Source organism: Psychrobacter sp. N25K4-3-2 (assembly GCF_015351755.1).
GTDB lineage: Bacteria > Pseudomonadota > Gammaproteobacteria > Pseudomonadales > Moraxellaceae > Psychrobacter > Psychrobacter glaciei.
The window spans coordinates 306105-323446 of the sequence record NZ_JADKLX010000001.1 but is presented as its reverse complement, the minus strand read 5'-3'; the positions used below and the strand labels follow the sequence as shown (position 1 = coordinate 323446).

The window sequence follows — 17342 nt, the reverse complement described above, 5'->3', positions numbered from 1 at the left end:
TTTATATTTCTAATGAGAAATAAAGATTGATTCCACATTCGCTATCAGCCAAGTGCTTCATAACTTGATATTGATACCTGACTTTGACATCGAAATAACTCATTTTAATAACGAAATATAGGACATCCCATGCGCCAATGGATTGCGTTAAGTTTACTGTGTATGAGCGTGTTGTTACTGCCGGTCTCAGCGTCAGCCGCTTGCGCATCACCGATCAAGTTTGGCGCGCTTACTTGGGAGAGTGGTCAGTTTACGACTGGGATACTCAAATATATTGCTGAGAGTGGTTACGACTGCCCGATCGAAGAAGTACCTGGGGCAGGACCTGCACTCGAGACCGCATTGTCGCAAAATGATATCCAAATCATCGGCGAACAATGGATTGGGCGCTCACCGATTATGGAGCAGGCCATCAATAACAACAAAGTTGCGGTCATTGGTGATACGTTGCAGGGCGGTGCTACTCAAGGTTGGTACGTGCCGCAATACGTCATGGATGACAATCCGGGACTGCGTCGTTATCAGGATTTGCCTAAGTACGCAGAGCTATTCAAAGATCCAGAAAACCCTAGCAAGTCACGGTTTATGAATTGTCCATCAGGTTGGGCATGTGAGATTTTTAATACTCGCCTGCTTAAAAATACTGGCTTAGATGCTGTTTTTAATAATGCCCATCCAGGTACTGGTGCAGCACTCGATGCTGAGATTGCCTCCGCCTTTGAACAAAAAAAACCACTACTATTTTACTATTGGCAGCCAACGGGGCTCATCGCCAAATACGACTTTGCGCCGCTAGCGTTCCCTGCCCATAAGGATGAGTGCTGGCAAGACTTGTTACTGGCTGATGGTACCTTGGATTGTGTCTCTGGCTTTCCTGTCTCCCCGCTTAAGATTGCTGCATCGACGCTTTTTATCAATGACAATCCTGAATTAGCAAGTGCCTTTGAAAAAGTACAGTTCACGCCAGACCAACTAAACAGTGCGATTTTAGAGATGAGTGAAAGCAAGCGCAGTGGTGATGAACAGGCGCTTGAGTTTTTACGTGCCAATCCAAACGTTTGGCAAGCGTGGCTACCCAAAGACGTCGCTGAAAATCTTGCTGCCAATTTAGGTATTAATTTAACGAACGATGGCACAGGCAATAGCAGTGTCAATGCACCGTTGAGTGACGCCACCTCAAGTAACGCCTTCCTAGCACTAACCTCCAGCTTTCCGTCATGGTCCCTTGAGACACCCCTTAATAAAGCCTTAGCGACTGTGGTTAGAGATTATGGTGATGTGTTTCGGAGTATCAGTAGCGTCACTTTGACCTATTTGTTGTTGCCTATTGAGCGCCTATTGACGGTAATTCCAGCATGGTTAATTATTGGTCTGGTGACCGTATTAGCATGGTTTGGCGTGCGCAAAGTATGGTTTGCCATTGCTTGCGGGGCAGGACTGTTTTTAATCGGTGCGTTTGGACTGTGGGGCGCTTTAATCGATACCTTAGCGTTATTGATCGTCTCCGTTTTGGTGACGGTGGTGATCGGTATTCCCATCGGTATTGCTATGTCGGGTAGCCGTCTGCTGCGAAAAATTGTCACGCCGATATTGGATGTGATGCAAACCATGCCAAGCTTTGTCTATTTAATCCCCGTGCTCATGTTATTCGGTATTGGTAAAGTGCCAGCATTATTTGCCACGATTATTTATGCCTTGCCACCGCTTATTCGTTTGACGACGTTGGGCATCACGCAGGTCAATCATGAAATGATCGAAGCAGGGCGCTCGTTCGGTAGTACCCACTTTCAGCTACTCATTTGGATCAAATTACCACAAGCGTTGCCCAGTATTATGGCGGGAATTAATCAGGCAGTGATGATGTCGCTTGCCATGGTTGTACTGGCGTCTATGATTGGTGCGCCGGGTCTGGGAGAAGACGTCTTACAATCTATTCAGACGCTCAATATCGGTCAAGGACTACAGGCGGGTACGGCAATTGTCATTGTGGCGATTATCATTGACCGTATTAGCCAAGCTTTTGGTCAAGGAAAACGCGCGCGGCAAAAGAGCATTGAAGCTGGCAAACGTCCTATCGGTTAAACAATAATGAGAATAGCTATGAATCATATCCAGTTAGAGAATATCAGCAAAATTTATAATGCTAATGAGTCGCAAGCACAATCAGTGTTGCAACTACTAGCAGATGGTATGGATAGTGTCGCTGTCAAAAAGCAGACTGGCTATTCAGTCGGGCTCTATGATGTTAATTTGGCGATTAAAGCGGGGGAGCTGCATTGCATCATGGGACTCTCAGGCTCAGGTAAATCGACCTTGATACGTCATCTTAACCGTTTGATTGATCCAACCAGCGGCAAGATATGGGTCGACACCACTATTAACTCTAAAACCCTGTCATCAAAAGCACAAGGCATAGCAAAAGAAAAGGCATCGACTGCTGCTGCACCAGTAACCGCTAATACAGACGAAATAAACAATACCAACTCAAGCGACTCTATTAATATTCTAAAATTGGATGATAAGGCGTTACAGCAATATCGTCAGAATACCGTCAGCATGGTGTTCCAGCATTTTGGCTTGATGCCGCATATGACCGTTATGCAAAATGTGGCTTATGGGTTACGTGTCCGCAAGATGAGCGTGGAAGCACGTCATGAAGTCGCGCGTCATTGGCTTAATGAGGTAGGGCTGCCCAATCTAGAGCACAGCTACCCTGATGAACTGTCGGGTGGTATGCAGCAGCGCGTAGGGTTGGCGCGAGCCTTGGCGACTGACAATCCGATTTTACTGATGGATGAAGCGTTCTCTGCACTTGATCCGCTTATTCGTGCCCAACTACAGGATCAGCTGCTTGAGCTACAAGACCGTCTCAATAAGACCATTGTCTTTATTACTCATGATATCGATGAAGCGGTCAAAGTGGGTCAGCGTATTAGTATTTTAAATGGTGGTCGCTTGGTGCAAACGGGCGCGCCTAGTGAATTAAGAGACAATCCTGCCGATGACTATGTCGCTCAATTTATGCGTGCTAAAGCCTAATTATGGATTTATTCACGTTGAGGTCACTCTGAACGTCTTTGTTATACCAATCTAAGCAGCAGTTTTTATAGACGTTTTTGATTATCGTATGATTTTTGCTGCTAGGGGTAGTCACACCTGCAAAAAACAACAAATATCGTTATACTGAACGGTCTTTTAAAGGCTCATGAGCATTTATTATTAGAAGCCCCAAGATATCTTTTAGTCAGTATCGCTTAGCTATTGAGCAATATGGATTTTTTACTTTTGCGTTTAAGGTTGTAACATGACGGTCACTTCTGCACCTATTATTACCTCGTTACTTGATAACGATTTGTACAAATTTACCATGCTACAAGCCATGTTACACCAGTTCCCGCAAACCCACGGTGTCTATCGATTTCGCTGCCGCAATAACAGTGAGGCGGTTTATCCACTAGCCGGCATTAAAGAGTCGTTAGAGCAGCAATTAGATATGCTATGTGAACTGCGCTTCTTAGAAAATGAATTGGAATATTTACGTGGATTACGTTTTATCCGTTCTGATTTTGTGGATTATTTAGAGTTGTTTAAACTTAAGCGCCGTTTTATTACCGTCAGTACAGACAGCAAAGGGCGCTTGTTGATCGATATCGAAGGGCCAATGATTCAGGCGATGTTCTTTGAAGTATTCGTGCTGGCAATCGTCAACGAGCTTTATTTCAATGCCTTATCCAACCCTAGCGTGATAGAAGAAGGACAAAGGCGCTTGGATGACAAGGTTGCGCTGTTGCATCAGTATGCAAAGCAACAAAGTACAGATAAGCCACCGTTCATCGTTGCAGACTTTGGCACACGTCGACGCTTTAGCAAAAGCTGGCAAGCGCATGTGGTAGAAACCCTGCACAAAGCTGAGCCAAAAATTGTTAGCGGCACCTCTAACGTGTATTTGGCAAAGCAGCTTGGGATGACACCAATAGGGACGATGGCGCATGAGTTTATGCAAGCTTTTCAGGCATTAGATGTACGCTTGCGTGACTCACAAAAAGCAGCACTCGAATCTTGGGTGCATGAATATCGTGGGGATTTGGGTATTGCGTTGACCGATGTCGTTGGCATGGACGCATTCCTGCGTGATTTTGATTTGTATTTTGCCAAGCTTTTCGACGGTCTGCGCCATGACAGCGGCGATCCGTATATCTGGGGTGATAAAGCCATTGCTCATTATCAAAAGCTAAAGATAGACCCTAAGACAAAGATTCTAACCTTTAGTGATGGTTTGACGCTTGAAAAGGCGTGGGAGTTGCATCAGTACTTCAAAGAGCGTATCAGAACCAGCTTTGGTATTGGCACCAATCTCACCAATGACATGGGCATCACGCCGATTAACATCGTACTAAAATTGGTGGAGTGCAATGGACAACCTGTGGCTAAACTGTCTGATAGCCCAGGCAAGACCATGATTAACAATGATACTTATCTTGCCTATCTGCGCCAAGTTTTCGAGGTTGATGAACCTGAGTAGATGCCATTTAGCTATTTAGCTATCTAATTCCTCAGTTTTTACCTCTTCAGCAAAAGCTGCATCCAATGCTTGTTGTACGGCATTGATGCGTGTCTCGCAAACGCGGTAAGCAGCAATTGATTCTTCCACCGTAGTCATCAAATTGTCGATATCAGGCTCGTCTTGTTGCTGCAATTCAGCCGCATTGGTTTTTAGAATATCGTAAGCCGCTTTAAAGGTTTTTGGAGCGGCTTTTTTGCGCTTGCGAGTAGGAGTCGTCATGGGTTTTCCTGATTCTTAAAGTAAAAGTAAGTAGATAAGTAATCGTTAGATATTATTATATGGTTCAGTTGGTATGTCTGAGGTTTCTGTCGTGTTCTTCTCAGTATTAACATCAACAATTTGAGCTTGAGCCTTGCCATCTTTTAAGACGATATGAATAGTTTGCTCAGGATAAAGCTGTGTACTGCTAGTGAGTATCTGTTTGTCTTTATCATCAGTCAGCATGGTATAGCCTTGCTTGAGCACGCGAGACGGTCGGTGCAAAAGTACGATATCACGCAGATGGGCGCTATCACGCTGTGCCTGTATCAGCTGCTGCTGAGCGCTCTGCATAATGGTTTTTTGATAGATGCTACTATAGTTATGGGCGCTGGCTAATTGCTGATGCGCAAGGGCTTGCGTCTGTGTGTGTAACTCGGTTGTCAGTCTCGCCGTTTGCTTTACTTGCCGCTGTGCGCTTTGCTGAATACTACGCCACGCATAGTCGCTGTCTTTTTGCAGGGCAGTTAATTGACCGATGGTGCGCGACTGCATTTGGCTCAATTGTCGCGCCGTTTGTTGCTCCGCGATATTGAGTTGACGCTGAGCGGCTTGTTTGATTTGCGCTTGATAATGTAAGGTCTGCGTGACCAGTTGCGCTAAATGACTACTAATAGCCGCTATCACTTTGGATGGCGTGTCAAAGCTACTGTGCGCCACTTCATCTAAAATTACTTTATCGCGCTCGTGACCAATACCAACCCAAACGGGAACAGGCTGTTCAGCGACCAATGCGGCAAGCTCGTAATCATTGAGGTAAGCCAAATCTCCCACCGCGCCGCCGCCACGAATAATCACTAATAAGTCAGGCAGGCGCTGATAAGTATCTTGGAATTGTTGCTGAGCACTGACGATGGCTTGGCGAATCTCGCTTGGGGCATGATTGCCTTGAAAGGTCGCGTGATGGTAGTGAAATTGACAAGCGCCTGTACTCGCTAAGCGATCTGCATCGGCTTGAAAATCACCTAAACCTGCGGCCTTTTCAGGAGCAATCACTAGGACATGCTCGATATCAAAGGGCACAGGCAACTGCTGATTGAGCTGCAATAAGCCTTCGCCAGTCAAGCGATCGATCATTTCGGCATATTGCCGTGCCAAATCCCCCAAGGTATAGCTGGGGTCAATGTCTTCAATGGTAATAGAGAAGCCATATTGTGCATGAAAACCTGCGGATACTTTGAGTAACACGGTCAAGTCGCGCTCAAGAGGCATGCCGGTTGCCCGCTCAAACTTTGCCAATACGCGTGCAGCTTTAAAGCGCCAGAGATTGCCACGGCAGCTGGCGACTACTTTGCCTTCCTCATCTTTTTCAGCCAACTCAAAGTAATAATGCCCGCCTTTGCTAGACAGATTACGAATTTCAGCCTTCACCCATACGCGGTGGTCAAAGGTTTGTTTGATGACCATCTCAACCGCTGATAAATAGTCACTCAAACGCAAGACCGTATCTTCCAAATGATCTTCTTGTTCCGCCAGTTCGGCCTCCAGCGTCGCTAAATCTTTGGCAGGCGCTAACACTTTTGCTGGTTTGGTATTTGAAAGATTGGGTTTGCGCATAATAGTAGACCAAGGGTTTTGAAAACAAAGATTCTAAAAATAAGGGTTCTAAAAACAAGGATTCTGAAAACTAAGAAACTGAATAGGGGGTGTAGAAGATTAAACAGGGTAGTTTACCTCAAAAGTGTAGCTACAAAAAGTAAAGCCAGTAAGTCAGCGATCAATATATTATTTTCATCGCTGATTTACTGGCCAAACCCTATTATATTTTACACCAAATACCGTTATTTTTATTGAGTACAAGGCAAAGCTAGGGCTACTCACGTGTTTATCAGCTTATTCAGTCAGCTTAAAAATTTAGTAGAATGCTTTAGCTTTGTCAGTTGATAATGACTCTTTTATTGGCAACGGAAGTTGATCGTATACTCATAATCGTCATCGCGTGACAAATTGGGTGAGCCAGTGCCAAAGATAGAACCGATAACCGCACTCGCTTGTCCGACCATACGACCCGTGCGCTCATCTAAAATACCATTATAAGCAACTTTGTCATCAACGATGATCACTTGTTTGCTGCGACAAGTATCCTTCGCGCTATCAAGCGCATTTTGCTGAGCTTTTACTTTGCTATCCGCTATCCCAGTAGTCTCGTAAATAGAGTTGGCACGTTGAATGACTGGTGAGGAAGGCGTGCTCTGGCAGGCACTCAAAACAAGCGCAGTCGCTAAAGTAGCAGTAATGGTGGCAGTTTTATTAACAGTATTCATAAATTATTCCTCTTTTCTATAAATTAATCATAAAAACTAAAGACAAGTAGGGCAAGTATTTTGTTTATTAAAAGACAGACTAAATCTAACCTATTGCAGTCTGGGGTGTCTAGGCAGTTATTGTGTTCGGTATTGCGCTTGTATTACATGCTAACGTTGCAGCCAAGCAAATTATCCTAATTTTACTAGGGCGTGTCATCATTTAGATTTTAAGACCACTAAATGTATCCATGTGCTAATTGATGACACGCCCTAAGTGTTCCAAGCTATTAGCTATGATAAAACCATGTGCACTTGCCACAAACCTGAGGCGTACACAGCAAATCACTTGAAATAAAAATCATATCTAGGATAATTGAGGTATTCATTTTTAATTATTAAGTAATTTTATGCCATTAATTCCTGCTCCTGCTGGCGTGCTCGAAGTTGACGCGCTATGGCAACAAGACAATCCTAACGATCCGAATACCGACACGGTGGCGCTGCTTTGTCATCCCAACCCGCTGTTTGATGGCACGATGAACAATAAAGTGGTCACCACAATGTACCGCTTTGCGCGTGATAACGGTATGCACGTGGTCCGTTTTAACTTTCGCGGTGTCGGTCAGTCGACTGGCGAGCATGATTATGCGGAAGGCGAGGTGGTGGATGCAATGACCGTGCTACAATGGATTGCAGAACAAACCAATGCGCGCAAGCTATGGCTTGGCGGTTTTTCTTTCGGTGGTTACGTGATTGCGCGTACGGCTGAGCAGGTGCTCGAAGCCTCTCATGTTTGGGGGTTAAGTGATTTTGAGATTACTAAAATTGCTCTTATCGCTCCGTCTGTTGAAAAAAACGACAGCGAAGATTTAAGCTTGCCAGCTGACAGAACCTTTGAGATATATGGCAATGCTGATGAAGTGATTGATCCTGATAATATGCAGAAATTTGCAGAACGCTTAGGTCTAGCAGTCAGTGTCGTGGACGGCGCTGGACATTTTTTTCACGGTCGCTTATCTGAGTTAAAAAAACTGTTGCAACAGCATAGTTTTGATGAGCATTGAAGATCAAGTCACCTCATAAGTTTCACCACCTGAGATAGTATCCGTCCGTAGGGACAGCACTCTTTTATGCCGCTTCCTTGTTGAAAATAGGCGCTTAGAAATATTGCCTTACTATCTCTAATGTCGAATCGCCTGAAAAATAGTCAGTGTCATGATCGAAGGATTAAACACGCCCTAATATTTACCTTTTTAAATGATGAGTCGTATTATGAGTTTATCTCCATTGCAACGTTACGAGCAAGCCGTCAGTACCGATGAGTTTACTCGAGATGAGCAGCAATATCAGGCCATGAGCTATCTTGATGAGCTACATCACCAGCTCACCAGTCGCGTGGAACAAAAAAAAGGCATTTTTAGTTTTTTAAAATCTAAGCCGACTGCCCCAAAAGGTCTGTATATGTGGGGCGGTGTTGGACGTGGTAAGACATGGATGATGGACATGTTTTATGATTCTTTGACGATTGATCGCAAGATGCGCCTTCATTTCCATCATTTTATGCAGCGCGTTCATCGTGAGCTAAACGCCATACAAGGTGAAAGTAACCCACTAGAGAAAGTGGCTGACATCATTTATAAAGAAGCAGTCATTATCTGCTTTGATGAATTCTTTGTCTCTAACGTCTCTGATGCGATGATTTTGGGCGATCTCTTTACCATGTTATTCAATCGTGGTATTACATTGGTCGCTACCTCAAATATTGAGCCAGCAGGACTCTATAAAGACGGTTTACACCGCGATCGCTTTATGCCCGCTATCGCTGAAGTTGAGCACCATACCGCCGTGATGAATATTGACTCCGGTATCGATTATCGTTTGCGCGTGTTGCAGCAAGCAGAGCTGTACGAGTCGCCCATGACCAAAGCCAACCACCATTGGTTGGCCAACCGTTTTGCCAGTTTATCTAATAATCAAAAAATCAGTAATGAGCCGATTACTATCAATGGCCGTCAAATTAAGATTAATGCTCGCACTGAAGATGTTTTATTTTGCGACTTCCGTCATTTATGTATGGAGCCACGTTCGGCTGCTGATTTTATTGAGCTTGCGAAACAATTTAGTACGGTCTTAGTCGATTCAGTACCATCATTGGATGATGACCTGCGTGATCCGACGCGGCGTTTTGTCTATCTGGTCGATGAGTTTTACGATCGCCGCGTAAAATTACTGATTCGAGCAGAGCAATCAATTCTTGAGCTGTATCAAGGCGAAAAACTGGCGTTTGAGATTGAACGGACGCGTTCGCGCTTGCTTGAGATGCAGTCAGAAGATTATTTAAAAATGGAGCACCGTGTTGAAAATGCAGATGTGGCTTGATGGTATGATCACTATTTAAAGTGAGAGGGTAAAGGCTGCTTGGTTTTTCGTTTACGGTTTTACGATTGTCTAATCATATTTATAACGGGATAATCTGCTGATATAAACAGTAGCAGTCAATATCAATAATAAATAAGGGTGAATAATGAATAAGTCTGACGAAACTAATTCTACAACAGACAATCAAGTAAAGAAAAATGAAAAAATATCGATTAAAGCACTAACGACTGAGAGTACGCCATTTACTAGCGACGAGCTGATTCACTGGATCAATTCAAGACGTAGCGTGGGTAACTTAGATCTTCCTGCACCAACGCGCGCTCAGATTGAAGAAGCGATTGGGTGTGCCGCGACCGCGCCTGATCACAAAAAACTGCGTCCATGGCGTTTTATCGTGACTGCGGGCGATGCTCGTCATGATTTAGGGCGTGCCCTTGTCGAAGCAGCAAAAGCAAAGGCGACAGAAGAGGGCGAGGTGCTCTCTGAGAAAACAGTGCAAAAAACGCAGACGATGCCGCTGCGTGCACCAGTTGTGATTACCGTGGTTACTCAGATGCAAGAACACAAAAAAGTACCGCATTTCGAGCAAATGTTAAGTGCAGGCGCTGCGGTTCAAAATCTTATTCTGGCTTTAAAAGCGCAAGGCTTTAGCACAGTATGGCGCACAGGCTTACTGTGTAACGAACCTGCTATAAAAGCATATTTTGGCGTAAGTGCAGATGATTATGTCACGGCTTTTGTTTATACTGGCACCAGCCCTAAAGACGAACCCACACGCAAAGCTATTGATATCGAGCCGCTGGTCCGCTTTGAGCCATAAACATACTTGAGTGCTACCGAGCTAAGATTGGTTACTTATTAAACATAACTGGTCTCAGTAGCTGTGCACTAAAGATATTATTAATAATAAGTCAGTCAATACGGATAAATGCATATGACAAGCGCTAATGACAGCAATACCAATGCCAACAAAGATACCAATGAAAATAGTAGCAACGAGAGTAATAAAGCAGCTGACAAACAAAACAGTCTGTTGTCGGGTATCATTGGACGAGCTAGTAAATCTGGTATTGGCCGTAAGAAGCTAGATCCTAGTGCGGTAGAGTCTGCGGTGGCAAAAAACATGGCAGAGATTCATAGTAATCCTACCAAGCTGCGTTTGGCATTTTTGGGCGGTGGTAGTTTTGGTACAGCGATGGCGAACCTAGCCGCGCGTAATGGTTGTGATACCACGCTGTGGGTTCGTAACAAGCGTACCGTCAAGGCGATGCAAAAAACGCAGATGAACAAGAAATACCTGCCCGGTCACAAGCTTGATGACCGCCTGAAGTACAGTCATGATCTAGCGTCAGCAGTCAAAGATACCGACATTATCTTTATTGCAGTGCCAGGCTTGGCCTTTCGTGAAACGCTGAAAAACATCGCGCCCTTTATCAGTGGGCAGTCTATTGTGTCGCTAACGAAAGGCATGGAAAAAGACACTTTTGCCATGATGAGTGATATTATCAAAGAGGTGTTGCCTGAAGTGAATTTTGGCGTTATGTCAGGGCCCAATCTTGCTATAGAAATTATGAAAAATATGCCGTCTGCGACAGTGATTGCGAGTGAGTCTGAACCACTACGTCATGCTGTACAAGCAGCACTGCATAGTGCCTTCTTTAGAGTGTTCGCCAGCGATGATATTCGCGGTGTTGAGCTGGGCGGGGCGCTCAAAAACATCTATGCTATTGCGATGGGTATGGCGGCTGCCTACGAAGTGGGTGAGAACACCAAAGCTATGATATTAACTCGCGCGCTGGCAGAGATGAGTCGTTTTGGTGTCGAAGCCGGTGCCAATCCACTGACGTTTTTAGGGTTATCAGGTGTTGGTGATTTATACGCAACCTGCAGCTCAGAATTAAGCCGTAACTACCGCATCGGTAATATGCTTGGTCGTGGCATGAGTATCGATGCCGCCGTCAAAAAGCTGGGTCAGACTGCTGAAGGCGTTAATACTATTCAGCAAGTTCACGAAAAAGCGACTAAAGACGGTATTTATATGCCGATTACCCATGCACTTTATGCGGTCATTTATGAAGATAAAGCAGCACTAGGTGTGGCGCTTCATTTGATGGAAGCGGGATTTCGTAGTGACGTCGAGTTTGTGATGGCTCATGACCATAGCAATGCTGCCCTTACTGCGCAAATGAAAGCTGCCAATAGTACCTCTAAAAACGAGAGTAGCGATAAAGACAGCGACTCTAAGTAAAATGATTGCTAGAAATGTGTATTGCTGAAAATGTGTAAGGTCAGGCAGTGGCAAAGCAGGTTATAGAAAGGCAGCTGATAAAAAGGCAAGCTATAGACAAGGAAAGTTATGAAAATTATACTAGTGCGTCACGGTCAAGCAGAAGACGAAACGCGTCCAGATAGCGCTCGTCAGCTGACCAAGTTTGGGCAGCAGCAAGCCGCGCAAACTGCAGAATATATCACGACCAATTATAGGCCCGATCGTTTTATCGTGAGTCCTTATGATAGGGCGCAGCAAACGTTAGCAGAGCTGCAAGCGCATGCGCCTACAATACCAGCAACGGTACAAGATAATATAACGCCTTCTGACGATGCTCATAGTGCGTTGACCGATATAGCAAAGATTGAGGCGCAGTGTCTCGTGGTGGTGTGTCATATGTCTATCGTCGCCAATCTCGCCGGCTTATTAACGGGTGATTATCCGGAGTCGTTTTCTTTGGCAGAAGCACGAGTATTTGAGATGGATTTCATCATGTCTGGAATGGCAACCGAGGTCGATCGCTTTGTACCTGAGCAACCGTATTGATATCGCTCTTTCATTGGCTATAGTCGATCCTAAATAAAATGGATACGCTATTTCATAATGCGAAACTGGTATAAATTTTTCTGGCTTGCTGTGCCTACACCGACAGAGGCTGCAAAAAATTCATCCCAGTCCCGCTGTATCTTTTTCATATTGGAATGACTATATTTAGTAGTAGTAATATTATTCATCATGACCCTGTTTAAAAATATTAAGATGTTTTAAACATAAACATAAACATAAACATGGTCATGGGCGCTTACAGAACGTATAAGTTTGCTATTTTACAGCTTTGATATAATTAAGGACACACTTAGTGTTACATGTTTGGTTAAGAGCGCAGCACAGTCCGCTAGCTGTCTGGCATGAAGACGTACAACAATGGCAGTCAGTTGCTGGCTGGCAACAGTTGCATGACATTTATAACAGCTATAAATCCAATAGCCATAAAAAAGTATGCTTGTACTTTCCGTCAAGCCACGTATTACAAGTGGATACCGAGCTTAATGGTGCTCAGCTGAAGCAATTGGGCAATACCGGTAAGCAGTATCTATTTGAAGAGACGTCCTTGACCCCTGTTGAGCAATTGGCAATACGGCAAACCAGCCTTGCTGATAGCCAGTATTTATATGCGCTCGCGCAGGGTGATATTGAGGCATGGCAGCAAAGTGCCAAACTTGTCGGTATGAGTATCGCGGCATTACTGCCTGATTTTTTATTGTTACCAGTTCCAGAAGAAGGCGCGGGGCAGCAAATCACTCTATATCAAGATGACCAGACGATGCTGCTACGCCAATCATTATATCAAGGGATGGCGGTCAGCTATTTACCGTTGATTTTTGAGCGCTTTCCGCAGTTGAGTGAAGTGATGGTGGTGCCAAGCATTGAAGCTTTTGGTAATATCAATTTTTCAGACCTTGATGCTACAAAATCTGATCCTAGTATCGATTTGCAAAACCCAGTAACGACCACCGATTTTTCGGCACAAACAGCCGCGCTTATCGCAGATCATCAGCTGCTATTGACTATGTTAACCAGTACGCCAAAGCCGATTGATAGCCCTGAACGTCATGCGCTTAATTTCTTTATCAAATCAACCGATTCGCAATTATCGCCTTACCTACGTGTAGCAATGATGGTGGCGCTGTCAGCCCTAGTGCTGCAAATAGCGACAGATGGGGTGCAGTTTTATCAATATAATCAAGCGACGGCTGCAACAAAAACAGCGATTACTAATCAATATCAGTCTTGGTTTCCTGATGAACGTCTAAACCCACGCACCAATTTGACCACGCAAATGGCGCCAAAACTGGGTACCAATGGTCAAGCATCCCCACATATAGCCGTGTTATCACGCATATCACCACTGATTAAGCAATCCTCCTTAAAGGCACAGTCTCTTGTTATGCAACCGTCCGCGCTCAGTTTTACCTTGATTGCGCCTGACCGCGACAGCCTTGATAAATTTGCCAATACCCTGTTCACCCAAGGATTAACAGCCAAGTTAGAACGGGTAAATAGTAATGAGCAAGGGCAGTTTAGTGGGCAAATTACTGTGAGTATAAATGAAGAAGGTACTACGCCAGAAAGCGTTAGTGCAGATAAGGTAGCAGCATCTTAAGCTCGCTGAGAACTTCAACTTCTTATGACTGATATATTTTTGATGACAATAAACATTATAGTAGTCACTTGATCGCAAACTATTGGCAATAAAGGTTAGAGAATGAAACGATTACAGCGCCGTGCCAAACGTAGCATCACCGCGCCTAAAGCAAGCGCTTTTTCAGAGCGGGTGAATAGTTATCAAAATGTCCTATCATCACGCTGGCAGGCATTGTCTCCACGCGATCAATTAGCATTGGCCATATTGTCTGCTTTTCTGCTGTTGTTTGTGGGTGGCTACGGCGGTTATACGGTTCATCAAGCTGCAAGCGATAGCAAAAGTGAGTATCAAGAGCAAGTTGCCGACTATTTTTGGCTGCGTGCGCAAGCGGGTAATATTGATAGTAATACGGTCAATACTGTAGATGGGGCAGCCGCTATGCCACCTGCCAGTACTGTCAGCGCGCTGTTAAATACTTCGGGTATTACAGATGCGCAAGTAGTCGCGGCTGGCGATGCAATTCAACTGAGCTTTACCAATGCCAGTCAGGCGGTTGTGAGTGCGGCACTCGGTAAACTTGAGCAGCAAGGTTGGCAATTTACTCAACTCTCGATGCAACAGGACGTGACCACCAAAGCCATTGAGGTACAAGCGACTGTCACTTCTTAGAATCATAGTCAATTCTATATAAATCAGACTTCCTTTTATCCAAATTATATTGAACCGATGATACGCTTAGGATTTTCTGCATAAGAAAAGTCACAGCGTAAACCGTGTTTTATTAACATTACTTTCACCTACTGTTACTGCTTCATATTTTGAATTGAACTTCATTGAAAAATATCCTATCCGACACAATTAAAGTTTTGTGGCACGCTTTAGTGATAGGCATTTTCTATAAAGTATTTCTATAAAATGTTTTTCTGAGCTTGAATGGATAAGCATCTGCGTCAACAGACTAATGTGAACATTAAGACGTCTGATTATAATATGACCTGTTAAGGATCAAGACACATGATAAACGATAATATAAGCGGCAACATGAGTGACAGTAAACGCCGTTCTTTGACCACTTATAATCACATCACCTATCTATTGTATGTGATCAGTTATTTTACGGCTGGTCTATTGTGGGTTGTGCCGATTATCATGAATTATGCTAAGCGCCACGATGCGGACGGCTCATGGCTCGCTACACATTTTGATTGGCAAATCAAGACGTTTTGGTACAGTATCGTCTGGTTTATCATAGGCATTCTTATCATCACGTTTGCTTTAGGCGGTTTTGGTGTCAGCATGCTTGCTGATAGCAGCAATATAGCCATCGGTTCGTTTTTATTGGTCAGTGTTGGTTTTATTATTATGGGCCTTACCTTTATTTGGCACCTTTATCGTATTATACGAGGTTGGATCGCCTTAACAGATGGGCGACCTGTGCCATAATATGGGCAATCTCATATCATTTTGATACGGTGTTTAGCAGCGCTTATTGACTTTTTGGAATAGAAATTTGCTGTATGAAACTTTGGTCTTATTTCTGTTAAGCTGATATAATCGCTGCGCTTAACCTCTTTCGTTTTTCTCATTCATCATTGCTTTTCGAGCAGGGTCTGTCGTTACTATGTCTTATGCCTTACTTCGCCCTTTTTTATTTAAGATGGATCCCGAACACGCCCATGAGATGACTTTATCTTTATTAGATAAAGCTCATAAAGCGCGTGCTTTAGGTTTGGTATATGGTCAGTCGATGCAACCCACAGACTGTATGGGGTTACAATTCGATAATCCAGTCGGTCTTGCCGCAGGGTTGGATAAAAACGGCGATTATATCGACGCACTTGCCGAGCTTGGCTTTGGCTTTATAGAAGTGGGTACGGTCACGCCAAGACCACAAATTGGTAATGATAAGCCACGACTATTTAGAATCAAGCAAGCCGATGCTATTATCAATCGTATGGGTTTTAATAATCAGGGCGTTGATTATCTGATTGAAAACGTCAAAGGCTGTAAATATAAAGGTAATATCGGCATCAATATCGGTAAAAATGCCAGTACGCCAGTGGAACAAGCCGCTGATGATTACGTCTATTGCTTAGAGCGGGTTTATCCACACGCTTCTTATATTACCGTCAATATCTCATCACCAAATACCAAAAACTTACGTGATTTGCAGAGTGGCGAAGCGTTGACTCAGCTACTTGATACGATTAAAAACCGTCATAATCAATTGGCAACAGAGTATGGTTTTTATGTGCCATTGGTCTTAAAAGTAGCCCCTGATTTAGAGCCGCTACAAGTGGATTATATTGCACAGCAGTTGTTAGATTTTGAGATTGATGGTTTGATAGCTACCAACACCACATTGAGCCGCGTCGGTGTCGAAGACTTGCAAGATGGTGACCAAGCCGGTGGCTTATCTGGTCGTCCAGTGAGCCACATTAGCACCCAAATTTTACAACAATTCTCTGATCAGCTGGATGGTAAAGTGGCTTTGATTGGCGTGGGTGGTATTGATAGCGGTGCCAAAGCGGTTAAAAAGATTGAAGCAGGTGCCGATATGGTACAGCTTTATACTGGGCTGATTTATCGAGGTCCTGGGCTGGTACAGTCGTGTCTTCAAGCGATTGGTGGCTATTACGATGCCATGGAAGGTTAGACAACCACTAAAAATGAGGCGTTATATATGAGTGGTCTAGACATCGTGATTGCTATTGTGGTCTTGATTGGCTTATGGCGTGGCTTTCAGGTAGGACTCATTAAGACGGCAGTAGGTCTGGTAGGCTGGTTTATTGCTCTCATTGCTGCCACGCGCTTAGCAGGCTCAGTTGCTCCGCAGTTATCAGGTGTTGTACAAGCTCCCGTCTTACAAATGGCAATGGCATTTTTAATCGTTGTGATTGTTATATTAGCGATTATGCATCTAGTGGCTTTTGTATTCTCAGGCGTGCTAAAAACCTTGCGTTTGGGCGTAGTGGACAAAATGGCAGGTGGTGTCCTTGGGGCAGCCAAAAATGTATTGATGGTGTTGGTTGTTCTTAGTGTTAGCGCACCACTATTGGTACAAATGCCGCAATGGCAAACCTCGGTGCTCGCGCCTGAACTACTACCTTATGCACCGATGGGCAAAGCTTTGGTCTCAGATGTGCTTGGTATGGCTTGGGATCAAGTCAACCAGTCTTAATGCTTAGAACTTGCCTTAGACTTATTCTTTGTTCCTAAAGCCTGCATTTCTAACATGCCAAACTTACATATATTTTGATATTACCAATTAAAATTCCAAAGACTGTCACTTCAAAGCTTGTGTTTTTAAAGCATTATTTTTTAAACAATGCGATGCCAAAAATCATGACTGCGTCTTTGTAATTCATCCTTGATAAAAAGTTATTTGATAGCATTTAGGGTTCATAAATTCCGATTTATGAATGATTGATGACTTTGCCGACTATACATCAGCAAGGAAGTTGTCATCAATATTTTAAG

16 protein-coding genes are annotated in these 17342 nt (G+C 44.0%); 13 read left to right on the top strand and 3 right to left on the bottom strand.

The features are described 5' to 3' along the window. Positions 1 to 129: 129 nt before the first annotated feature. The 3 genes from IOD06_RS01270 to pncB all read left to right on the top strand — a co-directional run bounded on the left by IOD06_RS01270 (position 130) and on the right by pncB (position 4522). Positions 130 to 2082, top strand: a complete 1953-nt coding sequence (locus IOD06_RS01270; RefSeq protein ID WP_194618667.1) for a glycine betaine ABC transporter substrate-binding protein — start codon at positions 130 to 132, stop codon at positions 2080 to 2082. 18 nt (positions 2083 to 2100) lie between these two features. After that, on the top strand, positions 2101 to 3039 hold the full coding sequence (locus IOD06_RS01265) for an ATP-binding cassette domain-containing protein (protein ID WP_194618665.1): 939 nt from the start codon (positions 2101 to 2103) through the stop codon (positions 3037 to 3039). A 265-nt stretch (positions 3040 to 3304) separates the two neighbouring features. Then, entirely contained in the window at positions 3305 to 4522 is a 1218-nt protein-coding gene (gene pncB, locus IOD06_RS01260; RefSeq protein WP_194618664.1) for a nicotinate phosphoribosyltransferase, read from the top strand. Positions 4523 to 4537: 15 nt separating this feature from the next. Here pncB and xseB read toward each other — a convergent pair whose 3' ends face one another. The 3 genes from xseB to IOD06_RS01245 all read right to left on the bottom strand — a co-directional run bounded on the left by xseB (position 4538) and on the right by IOD06_RS01245 (position 7086). Further along, positions 4538 to 4783, bottom strand: a complete 246-nt coding sequence (xseB, locus tag IOD06_RS01255; protein ID WP_010198302.1) for an exodeoxyribonuclease VII small subunit — start codon at positions 4781 to 4783, stop codon at positions 4538 to 4540. A 45-nt stretch (positions 4784 to 4828) separates the two neighbouring features. Further along, positions 4829 to 6379, bottom strand: coding sequence for an exodeoxyribonuclease VII large subunit (gene xseA / locus IOD06_RS01250; RefSeq protein WP_194618662.1), 1551 nt, complete (start codon positions 6377 to 6379; stop codon positions 4829 to 4831). Between the two features lie 338 nt (positions 6380 to 6717). Next, positions 6718 to 7086: a hypothetical protein gene (locus IOD06_RS01245; RefSeq protein WP_194618661.1), complete on the bottom strand. Its 369-nt coding sequence runs from the start codon at positions 7084 to 7086 to the stop codon at positions 6718 to 6720. Between the two features lie 389 nt (positions 7087 to 7475). Between IOD06_RS01245 and IOD06_RS01240 the strand changes: the two genes are divergently transcribed. From IOD06_RS01240 to IOD06_RS01195, 10 genes are all read left to right on the top strand, one after another. Next, positions 7476 to 8132, top strand: a complete 657-nt coding sequence (locus IOD06_RS01240) for an alpha/beta hydrolase (RefSeq protein ID WP_194618660.1) — start codon at positions 7476 to 7478, stop codon at positions 8130 to 8132. Positions 8133 to 8340: 208 nt separating this feature from the next. After that, complete coding sequence (zapE, locus tag IOD06_RS01235) at positions 8341 to 9447, top strand: cell division protein ZapE (protein ID WP_194618659.1); 1107 nt, start codon at positions 8341 to 8343, stop codon at positions 9445 to 9447. 145 nt (positions 9448 to 9592) lie between these two features. Continuing rightward, entirely contained in the window at positions 9593 to 10267 is a 675-nt protein-coding gene (locus IOD06_RS01230) for a nitroreductase (protein WP_194618658.1), read from the top strand. Positions 10268 to 10381: 114 nt separating this feature from the next. Further along, positions 10382 to 11695, top strand: coding sequence for an NAD(P)H-dependent glycerol-3-phosphate dehydrogenase (locus IOD06_RS01225; RefSeq protein ID WP_194618657.1), 1314 nt, complete (start codon positions 10382 to 10384; stop codon positions 11693 to 11695). Between the two features lie 108 nt (positions 11696 to 11803). Continuing rightward, positions 11804 to 12262: a phosphohistidine phosphatase SixA gene (gene sixA / locus IOD06_RS01220; protein ID WP_194618656.1), complete on the top strand. Its 459-nt coding sequence runs from the start codon at positions 11804 to 11806 to the stop codon at positions 12260 to 12262. A gap of 313 nt (positions 12263 to 12575) precedes the next feature. Then, entirely contained in the window at positions 12576 to 13880 is a 1305-nt protein-coding gene (gene gspL, locus IOD06_RS01215) for a type II secretion system protein GspL (protein ID WP_194618654.1), read from the top strand. A 102-nt stretch (positions 13881 to 13982) separates the two neighbouring features. Further along, positions 13983 to 14531: a type II secretion system protein GspM gene (gspM, locus tag IOD06_RS01210; RefSeq protein ID WP_194618652.1), complete on the top strand. Its 549-nt coding sequence runs from the start codon at positions 13983 to 13985 to the stop codon at positions 14529 to 14531. Positions 14532 to 14876: 345 nt separating this feature from the next. Next, a complete protein-coding gene (locus IOD06_RS01205) occupies positions 14877 to 15305 on the top strand; it encodes a hypothetical protein (protein ID WP_189581640.1) in 429 nt (142 codons plus the stop codon). A 178-nt stretch (positions 15306 to 15483) separates the two neighbouring features. Continuing rightward, positions 15484 to 16518, top strand: coding sequence for a quinone-dependent dihydroorotate dehydrogenase (locus tag IOD06_RS01200; protein WP_194618650.1), 1035 nt, complete (start codon positions 15484 to 15486; stop codon positions 16516 to 16518). A gap of 27 nt (positions 16519 to 16545) precedes the next feature. Then, a complete protein-coding gene (locus IOD06_RS01195; RefSeq protein WP_010198340.1) occupies positions 16546 to 17043 on the top strand; it encodes a CvpA family protein in 498 nt (165 codons plus the stop codon). Positions 17044 to 17342: the final 299 nt, after the last annotated feature.

Excerpts from the sequence above, each read along its gene's own strand:
- IOD06_RS01270 (WP_194618667.1), top strand. The coding sequence starts at position 130 with ATGCGCCAATGGATTGCGTTAAGTTTACTGTGTATGAGCGTGTTGTTA.
- IOD06_RS01265 (WP_194618665.1), top strand. The coding sequence starts at position 2,101 with ATGAATCATATCCAGTTAGAGAATATCAGCAAAATTTATAATGCTAAT.
- pncB (WP_194618664.1), top strand. The coding sequence starts at position 3,305 with ATGACGGTCACTTCTGCACCTATTATTACCTCGTTACTTGATAACGAT.
- xseB (WP_010198302.1), bottom strand. The coding sequence starts at position 4,783 with ATGACGACTCCTACTCGCAAGCGCAAAAAAGCCGCTCCAAAAACCTTT.
- xseA (WP_194618662.1), bottom strand. The coding sequence starts at position 6,379 with ATGCGCAAACCCAATCTTTCAAATACCAAACCAGCAAAAGTGTTAGCG.
- IOD06_RS01245 (WP_194618661.1), bottom strand. The coding sequence starts at position 7,086 with ATGAATACTGTTAATAAAACTGCCACCATTACTGCTACTTTAGCGACT.
- IOD06_RS01240 (WP_194618660.1), top strand. The coding sequence starts at position 7,476 with ATGCCATTAATTCCTGCTCCTGCTGGCGTGCTCGAAGTTGACGCGCTA.
- zapE (WP_194618659.1), top strand. The coding sequence starts at position 8,341 with ATGAGTTTATCTCCATTGCAACGTTACGAGCAAGCCGTCAGTACCGAT.
- IOD06_RS01230 (WP_194618658.1), top strand. The coding sequence starts at position 9,593 with ATGAATAAGTCTGACGAAACTAATTCTACAACAGACAATCAAGTAAAG.
- IOD06_RS01225 (WP_194618657.1), top strand. The coding sequence starts at position 10,382 with ATGACAAGCGCTAATGACAGCAATACCAATGCCAACAAAGATACCAAT.
- sixA (WP_194618656.1), top strand. The coding sequence starts at position 11,804 with ATGAAAATTATACTAGTGCGTCACGGTCAAGCAGAAGACGAAACGCGT.
- gspM (WP_194618652.1), top strand. The coding sequence starts at position 13,983 with ATGAAACGATTACAGCGCCGTGCCAAACGTAGCATCACCGCGCCTAAA.
- IOD06_RS01205 (WP_189581640.1), top strand. The coding sequence starts at position 14,877 with ATGATAAACGATAATATAAGCGGCAACATGAGTGACAGTAAACGCCGT.
- IOD06_RS01200 (WP_194618650.1), top strand. The coding sequence starts at position 15,484 with ATGTCTTATGCCTTACTTCGCCCTTTTTTATTTAAGATGGATCCCGAA.
- IOD06_RS01195 (WP_010198340.1), top strand. The coding sequence starts at position 16,546 with ATGAGTGGTCTAGACATCGTGATTGCTATTGTGGTCTTGATTGGCTTA.